Here is a 19,706-nt window from a genome sequence, read left to right as displayed (position 1 = left end):
TTTTCTAATTCTATGTCATCCTTAATTACTTCTGCCTGATAACGTCCTAATTCTATCTGCACCCCAGCTCCAAAACGCAGCCACACCACTACCATTCCTTTGGGAGCAAAGCCAAATACCAAATCACTGAAACTATTATAGGGATTTATGGGATATGCAAATTCTTCGTATCTGCCCGATCTTTTGTATTTCTGTAGCGGTTCTTTATGAAATTCGGGAAGTGCTTCGCCGTTAGCATACGCCCGTTCCATATAATCTTTTATCTTTCCTACAGGAAAATCTTCATTTAATCGGTAAAAGGTATCTTCATATCCTGCATAATAGGTAATATCTGCCCCTATGGGTGTACCATGCTGCTCTGTCCAGCGCGACCCAGATTGCCCCCAGTCTCCAGAAGTACCGCCATAAGGTAAACCGGCGTGGCTACCTTCTAAGGTTTTAATATGATCTGATACGAATTCTATTTCATATTTATTTGCTGGATGGGATATTTCTACATGAAATTCTGGAGTTTTATTCATTTCTTGGCAGTGAATTAAATTGGTAAATACGAATAAATAGAGCAGTGTTTTTATTTTATCCATTTTGTATATTTCTTTTTCTGTATTTAGCTTCCAAAGCACCTTCTTTTTTCGGGGCATTGTTTTGGGATTTGGCATCCAGTCCAACTTGGTTGGCTTTTACCGACCAGTGCAGGTAGCGATGGCGAAGGTCTTTCAGGTCTTGTTCCCCTACAAAATCCAAGTACGATATTTTTTTTATTTCTGCCAGGTATTCTGTAACCGATGGGTTTTCGCCATTAATATACTTCCCTACATATAGGTTTCGGAGATCATTGCAGGCATTCATATAATTGATGAGTTGGTTGTAAATACGGGCCAATAAGTCACCTTTTATACTATACTTCTTATTAATTCTTTCATTTATGTACTTAACCCCGCCTATTTTTTCATCTTGAGAATAATGAAACATTTGGTTGAGCGCAATTTTGTCATAAGCATTAGAAAGCACTCTGGTGCCAATAATTCCGTAATAGGATACTGAATCTTTGGTCCACAGTTTGTCTGAATCTAAATCGTTTTGATAAAAAGAACGAATCACAAGTTCCTCGTCTTTGTACCAGCCTTCTTTTATCAGAATTTCTTTAAATTTTTTGCATTCTTCCTCTATATTGAAAAATATATCATTAATAATCCCTTCCTTCTGGCAAAACAATACAGAAACTTCCTTGTCTTCATCCACATAAGAACCGCCAATATCCGAATGTACACCCGGTAAAGTAAACTCTAAACCATATAAACCTGCACTATCGATATTGGTAAGATCAAAATTATCCCGATACTCGTCATCGGCGGCCAGCTGCAATACAAAGTGTACTCTGCCGGAACCTATAGCGTTTAAACCCAATTGTTTGGTATCACCATTGATTCCCCATCCGCCTCTGTGATTAAGCCCATAAGCCGCTACCGTATCATACAACCCTGCAAACTTAAATTGTATGGAGGTTATTTTTAATGTTTGTCCCGCCAAACACGCTCCGAAAAAGCCATAAGTATCTGCCAATGGACTTTTTTCTTTCATATAAACCGCATTTTTAAGAGAAGGGGCATCATACGGTGTCAATGCAAAAAAACCAGAACCCGAACTAAAAAATTCTGCAGGAGAAGTGGCCACATATATAAAATGTCTGGCAGCGGTAGCTCCCCGACTAAATCCGAAAACATTAACCGTAAGATTGATTTCTTTTGGTACTCCCTTAAATTTAGAGCCTACCGCTTTTGCTCCTTCTATACATCCTTTGGTTACTTTAGCAACGACACCAAGATCTCCCGTTCCCAAAGCTACATCAGGAAAAACATCATCACTTTTTAAATCGTCCGTTCCTATACCTTCTATATATACTCGTATTTGATTTTCAGCATTGGGATCAGTGGCGTCAAAGCCCCTCGCCACGTTAGAAAAATCGTTGGTATAACTATCATCTTTATGGTTAGACTTTTTATAATCTTTCCCAACTTCTGTATTGGTCTTATTATTTTGTGTACCATCAAAAAATAGATTGAGCGTTACGTTTATAGACTCTACAGGCTTGTCATTTGGGTTAATCTCTTGGGCTTTATTATAGGTTACCCCGGTTTTTTCGCCTTTTTGGTCTACAGAAATAGCTGTATTATTGGTAATCGTTTCATTAGATTTTACCACATAGTTTTCTCCCGTTCGAATAACTGCTTTACCTTCTACAAAATATTCTATGCTCATGGCTAATAGTTTTTAGACTTCTCTCCACTGTTATTTTGAACCTCTTTCTTAGAATGCTGTTCTATTTTGCCTTCGCTCTGAACTTGTACTCCCTTTAAAGTCGTTAGTTTATGCTCCTTCTCAGCGAAAGTTTCTAAATCTCCTTTTACATAATGGGTTAACTTTCCTACGACATTGGTGATAAAATCTGTTCCAATGGACACCATTTTCATCATTCCCACACCGACTGTTTTGTTCATTCCAACGGTTTCTGTAGAGTTCATTCCAACATTTATATTCATATTTTTTCCCGCCGTAATATTTATATCTTCCCCCGCCGTAAAAGTCATATCCTTCGGCGCACTTACATTAATATTCCCCTGTCCATCCATCAGATACGTATTTCCGCTCGGATCTTCGATAAATACGCTGCCTTCTGCATCATTTAAAATAATCTTCGTCCCGCTCCGGGTGTGAATGACTTTTTTATCATTGCCTGCTGTGTGATAAGAACTCGTCTCAGCTCCATTGTAGTGCGTTCCCATCACAAAAGGCTTCTCCGCATTTCCGCTTTCAAAACCAACCAATACTTCCTCGCCAATCTCAGGGATAAAATGGAATCCTTTTCCAGCACCGGAATGCGGCTGTATTAGCCTGATCCATGGGGTCATCTGGTTTTTATCTTCCTGCCATGGAAATTGCACTCTCACTCTTCCCATTCCCATAGGATCGTTGTTATCGGTCACTCTTGCTGATTGCTCTTCTCCTATTGGTAAAGCTTCCGTATCTATATAAGGAGCTGCGTTAAACACATCCGGAATTCCAATAAACTCGTTATAATAATCATCGCCGCCTGCATGAATATGTCTTATTTCTATGATACGATAGGTTTCCATTGCTCTGCCATTGATGTCTGAAAGTTTTGCGCGACCGCCTATTTTTAGGTCGGGATCTTTACTTTTTCCTTTTACAATCAAGAGATTCTCGCAACGTTCTTTTTCCAGGCGTGAGGCTTCTTCAAGTTCTTTTTCTGAATCCGGACCAATTCCTGTATGGTTGAAGTGCATCTTGGGCTTTTTAGAAAATATTTTTCTCGAACTGCTGATGCCTAATGTCTGAAAAAGATTTTCTTTAAATTCGGATTTGAGGCTGTTGCTGTCCTTTTCTATCTTACCACCGCTTTGAGCATCAAACGAAATATAACTAAAATCCTGAGCTCCTATTTTCAGATCAAATTCAACATCGATAAGATCAATATTTTCGCTGAGGTTAATGACGGGCTGTGTTGCTGTTCCAAAAATAAGTTCCTCCCCATTGTAATAGAAAAACTCGCCGTATCTGATTGCCAGTCTTCTGATAAAACCATAATCTGATTCTTTGTATTGTACCGTATAGGGTAATGAGCGGGTGGTATTGGGAAGGTCCACTTTTATCCCGGCTTCCTGAGGATAATCTTCATTAATCTGTTCGATGATCTCTTCCAATGTTTTATCTTCAAAACTTTGACAATCTTTGCCGCCTTCCATCAAAATACTCGGCGCATGGCCTGTGATATAAAGATTGCCATAGCCGCCTCCTTCATCTTTCTTATTTTTAATTCCGGTAATAATTCCAGAAAAGGACTGTCTGATTTGTCCGAAACGCCAGTAAGTAACAGTAAGATTTTTCCCCAAAAGATTTTTAGAGTTTTCCATGACGATTCCCTCAAAGCTATCCAGTGCATCATCGGGAACGGTAATGGTAAAAAGATCATGGTCAGATGTTTTTTGAATCAGCTCTACCGAATAACTGCTTTTGGGAAGAAAATCCTCCCCATCGAGCGTGAGAAGGCAGTAGACTATAGGATTGGCGGCATCGTGAAGCCAATCCCCGAAGGAACGTGCTGTCCCGATTGTTGCGGGATTATCAAAATCTGGATTTTTCATGTATTTGAGTTTTGCTATTCATAATCTGCTCTATTCTCTCCACATTTTCTCGTGAATGGCACCATTGATATTCAGCTTTTTAGCAACCAGATGCATCTCGATTTGCAAAGGTTCTTCATTGGAAGCATTGAAATGCTCAGAAAATTCTATACAATAAGCTTTCTCAAAGACCAGCTCCTGTAGTTTGCTCATGGCATCCCGACGATAAAAGATAATTTTCCCGTTTTTTACCTGATTATGATCGAGCATCCAGCCTAAAAGGTCAGGATTTCCGGTACTTTCGATACGGATGATTATTTCTCCTCCTTTAGGAATTCCCTTTGGCTTGCCGGTTCCGTCAACCGGTTGTACAAATTTGTATTTACATTCCAGAATGGTATAGGTATTACCATCCAGTTCTAATTTTGATAAAAAAGACATGATTATTTATTTGTCGATTGGAAAAGGGTAGTGCAGGCATTTGTTCTAATGAAAAAATGGATAATATAATCATCATCATCCATTTTATTCTGAAACTTATACCCACTCATTTTCGTAAGCGCCATTTCCCATTTCTATTTTTCTCGAAGAAATGGTAAAAGATTCAGTAAGCGGGTTTTTTCCCACCGAGTCAAATTTTTCTTTATGTTTCACAAGATACGCTTCTGTAAATTTTAATTCTTTTAATGTTGCTTCACTATCTCTCTTGAAGAATACTATTTTCCCATCTTTTCTTTCAAAAGAATTCGTCATCCATTCAAAAAATTCTGTGGATCCTGTTCCTTCTACCGTAACCTCTATTTTACCTCCTCTTGTAATGGTAGACGGGCGGCCGGTTGCGTCTGTTTCCTGGAATAAGCCGTAATTTACATTCAATATGTTGTATTTTTTTCCGGCTACTTCTAATATTGCTTTAAATGACATAATTAAGATTTTTTTTGATTAATGTTTATAATGTATTGTATAAAATACCCTTCCGAATTCTTTATTGAAATCAGAAATAAGTCGTTGATTATTTTATAGTTGAAAGGAATTTTTCGAAAGAAAGCTTATAAGATATACATCATCTTTAATAAACTGTAGTCTTGTCTACTTTAAAAGTACTTTCATTTGTGTTAAATAAATAATAAAGTGCCTATACCCATTCATTCACATGCTTGGCGTTGCCGAGCTCAATTTCTTTAGCTGAAAGAACAAAAGCTTCGGTTAACGGATTTTCTCCGGATGCATCAAAATTTTCGGTATATTTTACGATATATGCTTCTTTGAATTTAAGCTCTTTCAATACGGCATCACTGTCTCTTTTAATGAACTTAATGCTGCCGTCTTTTCTTTCAAACGAATTGGTCATCCATTCAAACAGATCGGTAGCACCAGTTCCTTCTACGGTTAAATGAATTTTACCACCCCGTGCAACGGAAGATGGTCTTCCTGTTTTGTCGGTTTCCTGTAGCATACCAAATTCTACTGATAAAACGTTACGCTTTGTTCCTGCGTATTCTAAAATGGTCTTAAATGACATAATTGATATATTTATTTTAATTATTTAATATTACCAACAATGGAATATCCCTATTATTAAAAAGGACTGCAATAGCCAAATGCTTTTTCCAAAATTAAAATTTATTTGCATAATAACAAATTAAATTCACAATAAATAGATGAAAAATTTATTATGTTAATAGAGCTTGGGTGCAACTGAATAATAATTGTTTAATATTTTATTTAATTATGTGTGTTTTTAATATTTTAACAAATAAGACGTAAATATTCGTTTATGGTTGTTAATATTTAATAATAAATAAAAAACACAGGAACAAAAATGCTCCTGTGCAGTTAATAAAAAAACACAAATTATGAAAAACTTCAGAGGATTTTCAATGATCTATCCTCTGCCACACTGATCAAAGCGCGATTCTTCAATTTATTTTTGTTGATATTCCGTATTCCATTCATTCCCGTCGTCTCCTTTGTGTCCGTCCATTTTGATCAGGAAATTCTTTGCTGGGAAATAGGGCTTCATATGAATATCAAGGTGTATACGGTCTTTTTGTACCGGATCCTGTTCAAATTTTCTGATTTCAAAATTTTCAATCAGCTTACCCGGTCCGGTAATAGCATCTAAAAATCTGACGATCTGATTCATAATCTCTTTTCGGGTAACTGCCGTGAAATTTTCGAAAGCTCTTCTGTTCAAAAAATCCATAAGCACTTTAGTCACATAATCAAACACTCTGACTACAGAATACGTCTGTAATCCCAGATTATCACCATTGAATAGTGTCTTTCCGGAGAAAGCCATTACTTTTCCATACTCATTGACCATAGGGATAAGTCCCATATTTTCAAGGTTGGCAATTTCGCTTTTTTTAAGGTCAAATTTTACACCGTCCACTTCGTTGATTCCACCAAATTTTTTTCCTGCCGTTACCTGTGACATCAGTGTTTTATAGACTTTTCCAGCCAATGCTGCTGACGGAGGCACGAATAAATCATCCGTTTCATTGATTTCTTCAAATCTCCCTCTTCCTACCAGCCAGTTACAGGTCATCAATACATTAGAACGATACATTTCTCCACCGGTGAGATAAGCCTGGTCAAACATTTCCATCACATCGTCGGGCTCGTCAAGGTGTTCAAAATCTGTGACAAGCATTACTTTGTTTTCATGGGCAATCTTTGCCCATTTTTCAACAACCATATTAGATCCCAGATATCCCGGGATAACCAAAAGTCCATAATTGTTTTTCAGGTCAAGCCTGTCATAGTTATCCGAAAGTTCAGCGTGGATGGTATCTATAAAACGGGTATTATCAAGATCTTTCAGTTGTTCCAATGTAGCATTTACTATAGTAATATTTTTTACTTTATCCGATTCTGTGTTTTTGTAAAACAGAGCTACTGTGCGGTAGTTGCCTTCCAATTCTCGCGTTGCATCAACAGCTTTGGAAAGGTTTTTAGAAAGTAATTCTTCCGCAGATTTCCTCTGATCTTCACAGTGTGCTACCATATCGGGTAAAGCATCACTTTTACTGATGACGCCAGCCCAAAGCTCCAATGTTTTTTTCAGTGTCTCTCTTTCTTTTTCTTTACTTTTTTCGGTGAGGAATATTTTCCTTCTTGCCTTTCTGTCCGGGTTGATATTCTGAACATTTTCAATGGATGTTTCTAAAAGATCAAACCCACCGTAGCGAGCCATTTTCTCCAAAGATTTCTCCAAAGATGATGATCCTCTTTTAGGCTCCAGAACAGGAGCTTCTGTTATGTGTTGAGCTTCTTGCTGTTTTTGTGACATATCGATTTGTGTTGTTGGTTATTTGTTTTCTTCGAGTTCTTTGATAAGTAATAGTAGGGTCTCATGTAATGCTTTCCTGGCTTCAGGATCTTCTAAGGCGGCCTTCAGGATTTTGTTGCTTTTGAGCTGCCTTACAATTTTCTGATATTGATCTTTCTCAGTTTCCAAACCTGTAAGAAAGTCACTTTGGGAGGTGATGCCTTTGGTTCCGAAATCTCCAAGGTTTCTGAATCTTAAATTTTCCATTCTGACCGCTCCGTTAGCATCTTCAAAATCAACTTTGATTTCGGGCTTATAGTGTTCAAAAACTTTTTCCACAGAGGTAAGGCCTTCCACGAGTTCTGGCTTTACAGGATCATCTGCTGTAAGTTTCTGTGCAAAAAGGGTTCTGTTCTGCGGGATTTCCGCAATGGCTTCATTTGCATCCAATGGTACTTCATTACCACCGATTCCGTTTTTTGATAGCATAATATTTTGTTTTAAAAATTATTTTAAAGCGTTTCGTTTTTGCCGTCAAAGATGATATCGTAATCTTTCAAAGAAATTGCCGGAAGTTGAGAATTTACGGCATTACAAAGAATGGATGCGATTTCATCATTGTGTGTTTTCTTTTTATAAAAGTATAAAAAAATCTTTCAGTGTACAAAAAAAATATTTATTTTTCGAATAAACGATAAGGATATATATTGGCTGAGACATTTTTAAGTTTTAATAAAAAATTTTCGCATATATATTTCCACTCATTTTCGTGAATAGTTTCCATAAGATCTTTATTTCGGACGACGTATATATCAACGGTCCTGCTAAATCCGCCTTTCAGGGATACTTCTTTTTTAGTTCCTTTTTTCACATCTATTCCCGTAATGGTATTTTTAAAATGATTCATTCCAAAAGCTTTGATATCGGCAATGGTAACGATTCTTCCACGGGTAAGAAGTGCGTTTCGGTATTCAAGAATTTTATCTTGGGGAGAAAGTTTTTTCCGGCCACCTACAGAAGCGTGTATCATGACGGCCGTGTCTTTCACTGTATTTTTTCCGTTGCTTTCCAAAGTCAAAACTGTTGCGGGTTTCAAATTATTGGCTTCTTCGGAGGCTGTAGACCAATAGGAGATGATACACCTGGAATCTCCATCCGGATTTCCGGATGAGATGATGAGATATGGATTGCTGCTTTGTACGAATTCTTTTTCTTTCGCTACCTGATGTAGTGATGCTAAATTCTGACTGATCTGTTTTAAAATTTCAGTAGCTACATTGCCCCCCATACCGGCAAAAGCAGCGGTCTCATCTTTGATCAGCTCTAAAAGATACTGCAGCAATTCGGAAGCGTTTCTCTTATCAAACCTCGAAACTCCTCCATTTCTCAGAAGAGCGGCGGCTTCTGAATTTCCGGATTCATAATTCTTGATATCCAGTCTCTGACCATTTTCTTCTGAAACATAATCTAAATCCAGAAAATGATCTTCTTCATCAATCGGAATGATATTCATTTTTCCTGTGATCTTTCGTATTACGCTTTTGTTTCGGATATTAAGAGCTGGAATACAGTTCAGGGCAAACCGTACATTCTGTAATATTTCGGGAACAATAGCTTCAGAAAATTGGAATTTCAGCCAGATGATATCATCTTCGTTACCTGCTTTATGCTCGGGAAAGTTTGTTAAATACAGCTGCTCTTTTTCCGGGCTGTCCGAAAATCCGATTTTTCCTTTTAGAGTAAAAAAATGTTTGTGATAATAATGGTTGACTTCACTATACATATAATCCAGATCAGAATGGTTCTGAGTAATGATACGGTCCAGATTGAAGTTTTCGCTCCCGACATTATACCCTTCTAGAAATGCGTATTCTTTTGTTCCAACAAATACTTTTACCTGTTTCAGATAATGGAAGAAGATTTCCTCCTGATATGTATTGTTGATGTCTATAAAGAACATAAGATCTTCGAGATCTTCTTTATCTACGGACTGTATTCCCAACCATAGCTCACCGGAGGGAAGCTGTACATCTGCTTTCCCGATCATCTCATCGTAGAAGAAATTTTCCACATGATGAAGCATTTCGCCATAAGCAAAATACTTTAACCTTGCCGTTGTAGTGATCGCTTCTATAGAAGGACTGAAATAAATTTCCTTAACAGTGTTTTCTGTCGGATTGTATATATTTTGTTTTCTTATGGAAGTTTTAAAGCTGCTGTATCGTGATATTTTCACATTGTTTTCAAACGGTGTCACCTGAAGAACAGTTCTTGCAGGAACAACGCCTGAAACTTCTTCCGGGAACATGATTTCCAATACTCTTTCAATAATGCGGGCTCTGGAGCTTTCCAGCTCAAATCCTAACTTTTCCAGTTCGGCGGCGCAAGCCGAAAGCAATAAGCTCACGATAGGGTCAAACGAACTTTCTGCTTCCAGTTCATTATATCCCCATAGACGGGCAGCCCGTCTCAATATTCTGTTTTTTATTCTTTCCTGATTCATTTGTCTTCCTTAATAATTGAAATAATTCTAATATGAAAGAGGGCCTACAAAAAAGTGGTTTCTGAAAACAAAAGGATGATTGGTTTCCAGAATGATCCCTTTAATTCCGATTTCTACTCTTTTTTTCATCCTGTTTTTTCCGGCTATTCCAATATTGTAATCACGGATGCTTATTTCCACCTCTTCTAAATGAAGTCTTTTCTCATGCAGACGGATTGATTTTTTCAAAGCCCCTGAAATAAAATCTTTCAGGCTGTTATCCGTTTTCAGCAAGTCAAAATCCAATTCCCAGATCTCCGTGCCATAGGTTTCATCGAATTTACATTCACCGAAAGATGTTGTTGCCAGTAAGAAAATGTGCTGACTAATGGATGTATCTAAAGAGATTCTATCAGCATCTTTTTTTGCCATCAGGCTTTCAAAATCAAGAGGTAATTTGTAGTAAGTTCCTTTCATCTTGTATTATAAATAGATCATTTTTCGGATGTTTCCCTTGTCATCATATTCAAAATTTTTAACGATCTTTTTTCTTTTGATGAGAAGCAGTTCCACTTTTGGAGTTAGTTTTAAAAACTTTTCGCGATACAGAATATCTCCAAGGAAACTTTTGCCATTATTTCCATCTACAACGATAAAATATTTTTCAATATGCTCCGGTTTGCTAAAACTGTTGACGTCACCAGCATAAAGCATCATGTTTTGCCCGTTGCCTTCAAGCTCATAAGTAAGCATATCTGAGGTTAATTTTCGATATTTTGAAATGTCAAATGTTTCAATGTCTTCCTGCTGAGGTTCAAAAGCAATATTTTCATACAGAAAAGAAGTTTTATCAAATCGTTTAAAACCAAAAAATGATAAAAAGCTCTTTCTGGTTTTACTTTTCACAAACGTTAATGTATCTCTCGTAACCTGGTAAGCCTCTGTCTCATTGGTTTTATCATCGGTTACTGTTAACTTATAAGTGGGTATTTCAATTTCCTTTTCTGCTATTTTGAGAGAAATTCTGCCTGCTTCCTGATCTGAGATGATAAGGGTGATCGTATGTTTGTTCAATCCCGAATCAGTACGGATGATTATAGATTCTCCGTTTTCTTCAGGGAGCGACGAATTTGTTTCACGGATCATATCCAAATTAAGATTTAGTTGAGGAAGTGGACTCATTTCAGTAGTGATTATAAGGGTTAATTATTCTGCATGTTACTGTTTAATCTTAGCCTTTACTTCATCGGATTTCTTAATTTTATATTCCGATAAGCAATCGATATAATGATGAATATCCTGATTCTGAATGTCGTTGATATACATTTCATAATTCTTTGAATAAGTATACATTTTGATCAGAACGATTTCATTTCCCTTGATTTTCCTGATTTCCTTTTTATTCAATTGCCGGGCAAATAATGCTTCACAGTTCAACGGATATTCGTTGCTGAGCGTAATGATCTCTCCGGATTTAAAATAGATATCAACATTTCTATCCTTTTTAATACAGATATTGTCTGCTAGTATTTTAAGGTAGAGATAGATTTTATTTTTTCTTTTTCCGAGCTGAAATGTGGTATAAACCAATTCATCATTATTAATTCGAAGCTTAATTACAGGAGCACTGGCAAAAAAAAGCTTATCCAGTTTTTGTTTGGTCTGGATAATCCCACAATCGAAATGCGCATATTGAGTGCTGTCAGCCTCCTGATTTTGTGCACTGCAGAATGCTGTTCCCAACAAAAGGTAGAATAAAAACCAATATCTCATATTCTTGCCATTATCTTTTCGTTATTGAGCCTGGTATAGCTGTTTGCAAACATCCAGGTCAGTTTTCATTTTATCATATTCTTCTTTCAGAATCTTATTGATCGTACTCAGGCTGTCCATTAGAGCCTGATTCCCTGAAAGCTGCTTTATTTGCTTCTTGGCATCGATCAGATCTTTGTACGTCATGATGGTATTGTTGTACATGTTTTTGTTTTTCAGGGTGTCCTTTGGGAGCTGTTTGTACATATCGGCGAGGATAGAAAGCGCCAGCTTTTCATTAAAAAAGTCATTCTGTTTCGGCATCCCCATAGAATCTACCGCTGCTTTTACTTTTTCCAGCTGGAAAGAAAATTTATTCTGGGTTTCCATTTCCTTTTTCATCCTTATATTTTCAGCTTTGAGAAGGCTATTTTCTTTAAACGGAAAATAAGCATTGAAGAAGACGGCAACCACAAGTATCGAAACAGTGAGTATAAAAAATAATACAAAAAACCAGTAGGCGCTTCTCCGCTGACTTTTATTTAAAACTTCCATGAATTATAATATTTAAGTATAACTTTATTTCTTCTAAACTTCAGATTAGTCGGCCAGGAAAGTCCTGCTTCTTTTAGCATGAATAACCACATCTTTTTCATCACTGCTTTCTGAAACGAAGATGCTTCCATCACGTTTTTTCCCGATGTAATCCAGTCTGCTGAGAATAGAGAACAAGTCTTCAAGCATTTTCATGAAACGGATAATCTTTGCTATAATCCTGTCCATATGATTATGATTATAATCGGAGTTAATCACATCTGAAAACAGCGTTTCAAAGTCGCCCTGACTTACATTGCACCATTCTGCAAAGTAGTTCAGAAGCTCTTCTTTGCCGGCTCCGGAACGCGCATCTATAAAGTTTTTCAGTATTCTTGCGAAAGCTACTACTGACAGCAACATGCCTGCAGGAGAGGAGTGTGGTGACATCCACCGGAAGCGGTTGATCTCCAAACCTAAATAACTCAAAGCTTTATCAGACATTATTTCCATCATGAGCGCCAGGCTGTTAGATTGTTTTTTGGCATAAATCTTTTGAGAGATCTGTGTCGCATACAGTTCGATTTGCCCATAAAACCGGTCAATTTCGATATACAGCTCCTGAAGCTTATGATGACTGGAAATGTTGAGACTGGGTGGGATATAATTATGGTCAATTTTCGATTCTCCGGCATTTACCAAAATCTTTCCGATGGTAAGATGATGATTTCCAAGACCGATGGTATTGTTTAATTCATCTTCTGAAATTAAGTGAAGTGAATATTCCGGATGGGTATAGGGGTAGCGTGGCGGGTTTTCTTCCGGATCCGGCTCTCCGTAAGGTGTTCTTTTAAACAGATTAACAGAAATGCACACCAGTAAAACTGCATTTTCATTTTCCTTAAGTTCACGCACCGCTTCAGGATATGGAATGGAAAGACTGAGGCTTTCTGAAGTGCCTCCTCCGATCTCAATTCTTGATCCGTTGGGAGTAATGGCATGGCATTCTTCCACTTTTATTCTGAGAAGCTTATGATTATCAATGATCAGGTTGATTTTGATGGGATTTTGTACCGGCAAAAGTCCATAATCGATCATGGAGGTGTGAATGCCTACGGCGTCCCGTACCGTATCACTCACAAAATCCTGTACAGTGGTAAAGTGCGTTTTATTGATCTTCATCCCGTCTATCCAGTTGACCGGAAAGTGCGTTAATTTTTCTATCATCAAATGTTTTTTAGTTTTTAATATATGGTATAAATTTTTTCCTTCTTGGTGTTCTAAAAAACGTCGAGACGTTTTAGTCAAAACATCGAAACCTTTTGGTCAAAACGTCGAAAGGTTTTCAGGAAAACGTCTCGACGTTTTTGGATGCCTTGCGAAGCCCTTACTGGAAGGCTCTGGCAAGGACTATTTTTCTTTTTCGTACTTCACTGTGGAAAGCATATCTCTCAGGTCAATGCCCGGACGGAAGAGGATCTTCGCTCCTTTGATCATAGAGATATTGAATTTTTCTGCAGTTTCTGCTCCTTCACTGCTCAGGCTGATCTGGAATGAACCAAAGTCTCCGAAACGTACGATCTTACCATCCGATAGGTGTCTAGACAATACCTTGGTCAGGTCATTTAACACAGCCATAACATCAGTATCGCTCACGGTGGTAGAACCTGCGGCGATCTCTTTGCTGAGGCTGCGAAATGTAACCTCTCCTGAAGACTTGGCATTAGCATAAAATTTCTTTGGGGCGGCGGGATTTCCCGGATTGCCTTTTTCGCTTAAGTTGTACTTTACTGGCATAATAAAAATGATTTAAGGTTTAAAGTTTAATATTCAGTTTAATGTATTGTTTATTTATTCTCAAATGATTTATGTATCATCATTTGTGATGTCTAGTTAATCGGGATCTCTTTCTGTATTTTGATGATCTTTCTCCTGGTTAAATTCAAAATCAACCTTTGTTTTCTTGTTATCTTTTAATACCCGATCTGTCCTCATACAGAAGACTACGCTGTTTTCTTCAATTCCGTTCATATAGAGGGTGAGACTGGGATCGATGTACTTCGTAGATTCGTACCATTTGGGCTGAAGAAAGAAAACCCAGCTGAAGAGTCCGTTTTCGTCTTCTATCTCTATCTGGTCGCCCGGATGCCGCTGGTTGTAGTCTGCTACAAAATTATAGAAGAGTCTTCCGAAATCTATCCTTGTCGGCCCCTTAGCCCTATACACACTGTATTTCTTGGCATTTTTATCTTTTTCCATGATATAGGTAAAAACCACCATGTCTCTCCATTCGTCATCAGACAGTCCGATATTTTCTTTATAATTTTCCGGAAACTGCCAGGTGACATACACTTTGGGAGGGATGTTCATGGCCCGGTTGAAAGTATCATTAAGAAATGTCGGAATAAAAAATACGATGAAATGACCCAGCATCAGATACATGAGATCCGGTCCGTTCAAAAACGTGTAAATAAGCATAAACGGAACGGCGGCATAGGACACTGATAGCAGGGCAAAAAGATATTCATTACCCGGTTTTCCGGAGCCGAATCTGTCGAAATAGGCACGATAGGCATAGCAATGTATAATACCAATGATGAGCGAGCAGATCTGGTAAAAAATAAATTCATACAGATTATTACCCTGAAACAGTTTGTTATAGCCTAATAAGGCAATAATAGCATAAACAAATACAAGTGAAAAAACATAGATATAGAATCTGGACTTGTATTTTTGTTTAAACTCTTCTGTCTTCTGTGCAAATATCATTGTAAGGATAATGCAGATTGCCATCATTATTAAGGCAACAACAAATAGCTGCGGATCAAGCAAATTGGTAAAGTATTTTTTAATCTTGCTCATATGCATGTATTATATCCTAAAAAAGCATCAGTTTTATTACTTATCTCAAATTGTTCATCTTCTTCGTGAAGAAGAATGATGGTGTTAATCTCTATTTCGATAGGAAAGAAGTATTCATAAAACAGGTCTGTAAATTTTTTCTTTTTCCCTTCATGAATGAAGTCTGTAAGGAAAGAATTTTTTAAAGGCCCGATTTTTATCTCAATGTGTTCGGAATAGTCATCGTATTCCGTTCCAGCAATGGAATCCAATCCCAAACGACTGCTTCCAAGTATTGTTTCGTTGTTTTTATCACAGTATTTCTGGTATTGTCTTTCATTTACTTTTACATCTTCTTCAAGTAATGCAGAAAGAATATGGCTGGCCTGAGAAATGTTTCCAATAATCTTATAGGCAAAAGGAAGAAGCCTGATGAATTTTGAGATGAGCATGGGCGGAAAGTCCCGGTCGATATTCCAGAATGTATAGAACATGTCTGGGGCTTTGCTTCCGTTCAGTTCAAACAGAAAGTTGCTTTCAAAGTTCTCTATTTTTACGCCGTATTCGAATATTTCGTTTTCAAAGGGCTGGAAAAACTTCCTTGCGGCCTTTTGTTGTTTTTTCTGATCAGTATGCTCCCGGATCATTGTATCCACGCCTTTACCGGGAATGTCATTTGTCGGGCTGTGCGATATGCCTTCGGGTAATGCATCGTAGATGCTATCCCGTGAGAGATTGAAGACAAGCGATTCGTCAGCATCAACTAAAACCTTAGTATCGAGTACATCAAAACGATAAGCCCGTGAGAATTGTCCTTCTTTATGAATGATATACTCATCGGCTTTTAAGTCACCGCTTTCAATAAGATTATTGATGATAGCCTCTGCACGGATGTCGTGCTGTAGATCGTTAATGTAGGATGAAATATGTTGTAAATGATTCATTTGTGTTTACTAAAATATTTAACTGAACAAGTTGTTCCAAAAGTCTTTTTTCTTCTTTGATAGCGGTTCGTTATCTACCAAAAAGCTATGTTTTAGTTGTTCTGTTTCTTGTTTTTCTTTTCCTGCTTCTTCTGTCGGAAGATAGCCTGTGATACCATCAACTTTTATAAAATCCCAACCTGAAGTATTGTAGCATATTTCTATTTTACCTTTTACAGCGACCTTGCGGGAAAAGCTTGAGAAATCTGGGCGGTCGAAAAGATGGAGGATATTCAGTTCTTTACTTTTATTATTATCATTAGAGGCTTCATCCATTCCTGGAAGCCAAATGCCTCCTGTTTTCGTCTCATCCCAAACTTGTTTAAAATCCGGAATGTTATAATAGTTTTGCTTCTTAAATTCTTCCTCAAATTCTTTTCCTCCTTCATGTATAGTGAGAAATTTGAAGCATTGATAAGGCATACCGATTTTTTCTCCTATCTTTTCCCCATAATAGCTTAGTTTTCCTAAAATTTCGGCTTCTTGAGAAAAATCATTTTTTAATACAGAATCTGTTCTCTGCATCTCTTCCAGAATATAAGCGCTAATTTGATTTAAATATTCTTCCTGCTTTCCTTTTGGAAACTGTTGAATTAAATCTATTATTTGTTTATTGAAAATTATTTTCCCATCACATTTCTTGTTCCAGAGGATTTTTTCAAATTCCTTTATGTTTTTATAGTTATTCTCTAATACCCATTGTAATAGTTCCTTATTTTTGACATATCCAAAAATCTTAACCAAAGACTCCAAAAAAGTTTTGTCATTAAACTTGAGCCAAACGAAACTTGCTTTGTCGTCGTTGAAGAGATATTTATTACGGAAAATGATTGTTTGTACATTATGCTGTCTTCGAAGTATTAGATTATATGACTTATCAGTATTTTTCTCTAAATCACTCCATTTTTCTATTAAAATTGAATTTCCTTTATTGTCACGTTTTTCCGTGGGAGTACTTTCTTCTAAGCTAGCTAATTGAGGAAATATTTGTTGATAATTTATTAGCTCAGGAATAAAGAAAAAGTCAGAAATAAAGTTATTTTCTTTAATAATATAAGTCCCAAAATAATCAATACCATTATTCTTATAATTTAAATACTCATGATTGCATTTGTCAAGATAATTGATATACAGATATTTATTTTTAGAAGTATAAATAATTTCTCTATTAAAAATATCTTTTATTTTCTCTTTAAACTCATTATCAGGCGGAATTTTATACCCTGATTTTTTTAAAATATTATTAACAACATTAATTTCGGCTTCGATATCTTCTTGTTCAAAAAATGAAGGAATTGCAACTCCTGCTTCTTCGATATACTGATTAGCACCATTCCTTATTTGTTTCTGTAAAATTCTCTCCATACTATTTGGATTTTTAATGTCATTTTTTTGAAATGATTTTTCTAAATCTACTTTTTGACAACTGTATAAATTAATAATTACAAAATAGCTTAAAAAGCTATTTTTTATTTTCTTCATACGCTTATCTTGAGCTTTCTTTTGAGTTTTCTGCGATAATATCATATTTGGGTAGTTTTTTATCTTCTTTGGTTACTGTATAACTTTTAGGTTTCGTAATGTCAATAATTGTCTTTGATTTTTTTAATACCGACCCCATACAGATTTTTTGGTAGCCAGAACGTTTTTCCCCATTTCCCTGATTTCCCCCTAAATAAATATATCTTGTTCCATCATTATTTTCACCAACAATAAATGCAACATGTGAAAAATCGAATACAATAGTGGCCCCTACAAAAGCTTCACATGATTCACCCTTTGCCCATGTAGTACCTTTCCATCCAAAAGCAGCAGCACTTTTAGCATTATTAATATTTTTGTAGTCATCTGTTTGTTCAAAGCACCAGACTATGAAAGCACCACACCAAGGTTCAGAATAACCATATTTTAAGCCCTTAGCGGAGGAGATATCAAAATAGTCAGAAATTTTTTCCTTAAGAGGGCTATCTATTTCTCTCAAACCTTTGTATTTTCCAAATTCAGCAAATGCAATTGGTATCCACGGAGCCCTATTTTCTGTGACCTTTGCCTTCTCTTCTCGTAGGTTTTCGCATTTACCATTAAAAATTCTCCCAATTCCTAAATTATAATGCTCTTTTACTAAAACATCTGTAACCTCCCAGATATAAGTTTTGCCACCTTCAAAACCTCTTCTGTCTATAAGTCCTTTTGAATATGATTTAAATTTCCGTATATTCTCAAATTCTCCTTTTTCACGCATAAACGTAGGATTGCTTGTGTAACCATATTTTGTAACCCAAGGCTCTTTATTTAAATTATTTTTATCATACGGAACATCTGGTACATCTATACTTTCATCAAAAAGAATATAATTGGGATTTCCGCCATGTCCTACTGCATTTTGCTTTATTATTAATAGATACAGATCAGTCATTGTTTTTAGTAGCTTTTTCTTTTTTTCAAGATATTTTTTGACATAATCCATCTGCCGAACAAATGTCATTGCTTTCAATTCTGTTCGTGTAGTTCCTACAGATTTTGCTGAAGTGTCACTAAATTGTATCAAACCGGAATAACCAATTCCATTATCTATTGCTGGATTAAATGTCTCTCTGGTTTCAAGATGTATCACAGACATAAGTTCACTTGCCTTTTGGGCTTTTTCCTTTTCTCCCCATAATTCAGCGCAAACTTGCAAAACTTTTTTTCGCTGTTCGCAAGTAAGTCTATCACTCCAATAGAATTGATTGTCTTTTTTCTTACAAAAACATGGAGTTTCTTTTTTTTCATTCTCATCTGGAACATCCGCCACCACAGGCTTATTTCCTGTTGGTTTTTGTGATGTGGGTTGCTTGTCTTTGGTGGCAGTTCCTTTACTTTCTGACCAATCCCAAAGCTCTGTCAATTTATTTGATATGGTTTCGATAAATCCTTTTTCTTCTTTTTTGGATTTAGGCTTTTGCTCTGCAGGTGAACCTTTGGCTTTTGATATTGTATTGCGCTTTGGTGTGTCTGGAGACTCATGCTGTTTCGAAAAAGGATTATTGATGTTTACATTTTCCGACGCATGTTTCTTTGTTTTATAATACTCTGCGGTTACGTAAAACTCTATTTGTCTGACATCAGTTTCGCCTTTCATTGCCTTTTGCATCAGTACTTTAGTGAGGATGAAATCTACCTGTGCCACTCCGTTTTTTCCAACTTTTGTAGGTGCAGAAATTTCTATGGGTTTATTGTCCGGATGATGCCCAGCTCCTTTCTCATCATCTTCCCAAAGGGTAAAGATGATCTCTTTTCCTGTAAGGTTTACACAATAAGCTTTGGCTCTGAGTTTTTCTATAAAGCTGAAAGTGCTGCCCTTGGTATCGTCGACATAATAAAGCTCTACTTTGTTTATTTTCGGAACCGTGCTTGGTTTAGGGGTAATAATAAGGCCGCCTCCTTCAGGTTTATAAAGATAGGCTTCCAATCGATAGGTATGTTTCCAGGCTGTTTCTCCGAATGTAAATTCGCCGGTACTTTTTTTCTTTATATTGGTTGATGTGAATTGCCCGTTTTTTCTTTTTTTAAAGAGCTCCCAGGTTATATCAGCAAGATTTCTTTGAGATACAGGCGTATCAGCGTACCATTCTGCTATATGGTACACTTGTTTTTCCCCTACTACAGGAGAGGTGTTGCCCGATACTTTTGATACTCCTTTTTTTGACATGATATAA

19 protein-coding genes are annotated in these 19,706 nt (G+C 36.7%); all 19 read right to left on the bottom strand.

Going from position 1 to position 19,706, the window contains the following annotated elements:
- Window positions 1-584, bottom strand: a 584-nt coding sequence (locus tag AC3WV0_RS14435; protein ID WP_488846796.1) for a DUF2931 family protein, incomplete at its 3' end; no start/stop codon positions are given.
- Window positions 577-2,259 carry a phospholipase effector Tle1 domain-containing protein gene (locus AC3WV0_RS14430; protein ID WP_488846795.1) on the bottom strand — a complete coding sequence of 561 codons (1,683 nt, stop codon included), beginning with the start codon at window positions 2,257-2,259 and terminating at the stop codon, window positions 577-579. The genes AC3WV0_RS14435 and AC3WV0_RS14430, both read right to left, overlap by 8 nt.
- A gap of 2 nt (window positions 2,260-2,261) precedes the next feature.
- Window positions 2,262-4,163 carry a type VI secretion system Vgr family protein gene (locus AC3WV0_RS14425; RefSeq protein ID WP_488846794.1) on the bottom strand — a complete coding sequence of 634 codons (1,902 nt, stop codon included), beginning with the start codon at window positions 4,161-4,163 and terminating at the stop codon, window positions 2,262-2,264.
- A gap of 30 nt (window positions 4,164-4,193) precedes the next feature.
- Complete coding sequence (gene tssD, locus AC3WV0_RS14420; protein WP_488846793.1) at window positions 4,194-4,583, bottom strand: type VI secretion system tube protein TssD; 390 nt, start codon at window positions 4,581-4,583, stop codon at window positions 4,194-4,196.
- A gap of 96 nt (window positions 4,584-4,679) precedes the next feature.
- The gene (gene tssD, locus AC3WV0_RS14415) at window positions 4,680-5,066 is read right to left on the bottom strand and encodes a type VI secretion system tube protein TssD (RefSeq protein WP_488846792.1); all 387 of its coding nucleotides are present in this window, start codon (window positions 5,064-5,066) and stop codon (window positions 4,680-4,682) included.
- A 211-nt stretch (window positions 5,067-5,277) separates the two neighbouring features.
- On the bottom strand, window positions 5,278-5,664 hold the full coding sequence (gene tssD / locus AC3WV0_RS14410; RefSeq protein WP_488846791.1) for a type VI secretion system tube protein TssD: 387 nt from the start codon (window positions 5,662-5,664) through the stop codon (window positions 5,278-5,280).
- Window positions 5,665-6,066: 402 nt separating this feature from the next.
- The gene (locus tag AC3WV0_RS14405) at window positions 6,067-7,437 is read right to left on the bottom strand and encodes a DUF5458 family protein (protein WP_488846790.1); all 1,371 of its coding nucleotides are present in this window, start codon (window positions 7,435-7,437) and stop codon (window positions 6,067-6,069) included.
- Window positions 7,438-7,455: 18 nt separating this feature from the next.
- The gene (locus AC3WV0_RS14400; RefSeq protein WP_488846789.1) at window positions 7,456-7,905 is read right to left on the bottom strand and encodes a hypothetical protein; all 450 of its coding nucleotides are present in this window, start codon (window positions 7,903-7,905) and stop codon (window positions 7,456-7,458) included.
- Window positions 7,906-8,092: 187 nt separating this feature from the next.
- Window positions 8,093-9,919 (bottom strand): type VI secretion system baseplate subunit TssF, encoded by a 1,827-nt coding sequence (locus tag AC3WV0_RS14395; RefSeq protein ID WP_488846788.1) that lies wholly within the window; start codon window positions 9,917-9,919, stop codon window positions 8,093-8,095.
- A 27-nt stretch (window positions 9,920-9,946) separates the two neighbouring features.
- Complete coding sequence (locus tag AC3WV0_RS14390) at window positions 9,947-10,375, bottom strand: GPW/gp25 family protein (protein ID WP_488846787.1); 429 nt, start codon at window positions 10,373-10,375, stop codon at window positions 9,947-9,949.
- A gap of 6 nt (window positions 10,376-10,381) precedes the next feature.
- Complete coding sequence (locus tag AC3WV0_RS14385) at window positions 10,382-11,080, bottom strand: hypothetical protein (RefSeq protein WP_488846786.1); 699 nt, start codon at window positions 11,078-11,080, stop codon at window positions 10,382-10,384.
- A 36-nt stretch (window positions 11,081-11,116) separates the two neighbouring features.
- Entirely contained in the window at window positions 11,117-11,671 is a 555-nt protein-coding gene (locus AC3WV0_RS14380; protein WP_488846785.1) for a hypothetical protein, read from the bottom strand.
- Window positions 11,672-11,692: 21 nt separating this feature from the next.
- The gene (gene tssO, locus AC3WV0_RS14375; protein WP_488846784.1) at window positions 11,693-12,205 is read right to left on the bottom strand and encodes a type VI secretion system TssO; all 513 of its coding nucleotides are present in this window, start codon (window positions 12,203-12,205) and stop codon (window positions 11,693-11,695) included.
- Window positions 12,206-12,250: 45 nt separating this feature from the next.
- Complete coding sequence (locus AC3WV0_RS14370; RefSeq protein WP_488846783.1) at window positions 12,251-13,411, bottom strand: hypothetical protein; 1,161 nt, start codon at window positions 13,409-13,411, stop codon at window positions 12,251-12,253.
- 183 nt (window positions 13,412-13,594) lie between these two features.
- A complete protein-coding gene (locus AC3WV0_RS14365; RefSeq protein WP_090001840.1) occupies window positions 13,595-13,981 on the bottom strand; it encodes an HU family DNA-binding protein in 387 nt (128 codons plus the stop codon).
- Window positions 13,982-14,077: 96 nt separating this feature from the next.
- Window positions 14,078-15,046 (bottom strand): TssN family type VI secretion system protein, encoded by a 969-nt coding sequence (locus AC3WV0_RS14360; protein WP_488846782.1) that lies wholly within the window; start codon window positions 15,044-15,046, stop codon window positions 14,078-14,080.
- Window positions 15,043-15,969 carry a type VI secretion system baseplate subunit TssG gene (locus AC3WV0_RS14355; RefSeq protein WP_488846781.1) on the bottom strand — a complete coding sequence of 309 codons (927 nt, stop codon included), beginning with the start codon at window positions 15,967-15,969 and terminating at the stop codon, window positions 15,043-15,045. The genes AC3WV0_RS14360 and AC3WV0_RS14355 overlap by 4 nt, the downstream gene beginning before the upstream one ends.
- An 18-nt stretch (window positions 15,970-15,987) precedes the next feature.
- Window positions 15,988-17,535: a hypothetical protein gene (locus AC3WV0_RS14350; RefSeq protein ID WP_488846780.1), complete on the bottom strand. Its 1,548-nt coding sequence runs from the start codon at window positions 17,533-17,535 to the stop codon at window positions 15,988-15,990.
- Window positions 17,495-19,699, bottom strand: coding sequence for a C40 family peptidase (locus AC3WV0_RS14345; protein ID WP_488846779.1), 2,205 nt, complete (start codon window positions 19,697-19,699; stop codon window positions 17,495-17,497). Before AC3WV0_RS14345 ends, AC3WV0_RS14350 begins: the two co-directional genes overlap by 41 nt.
- Window positions 19,700-19,706: the final 7 nt, after the last annotated feature.

The organism is Chryseobacterium sp. 27AL, assembly GCF_057815395.1.
The sequence above is the reverse complement of the archived record's forward strand: the minus strand, read 5'-3'. Positions and strand labels throughout refer to the sequence as shown.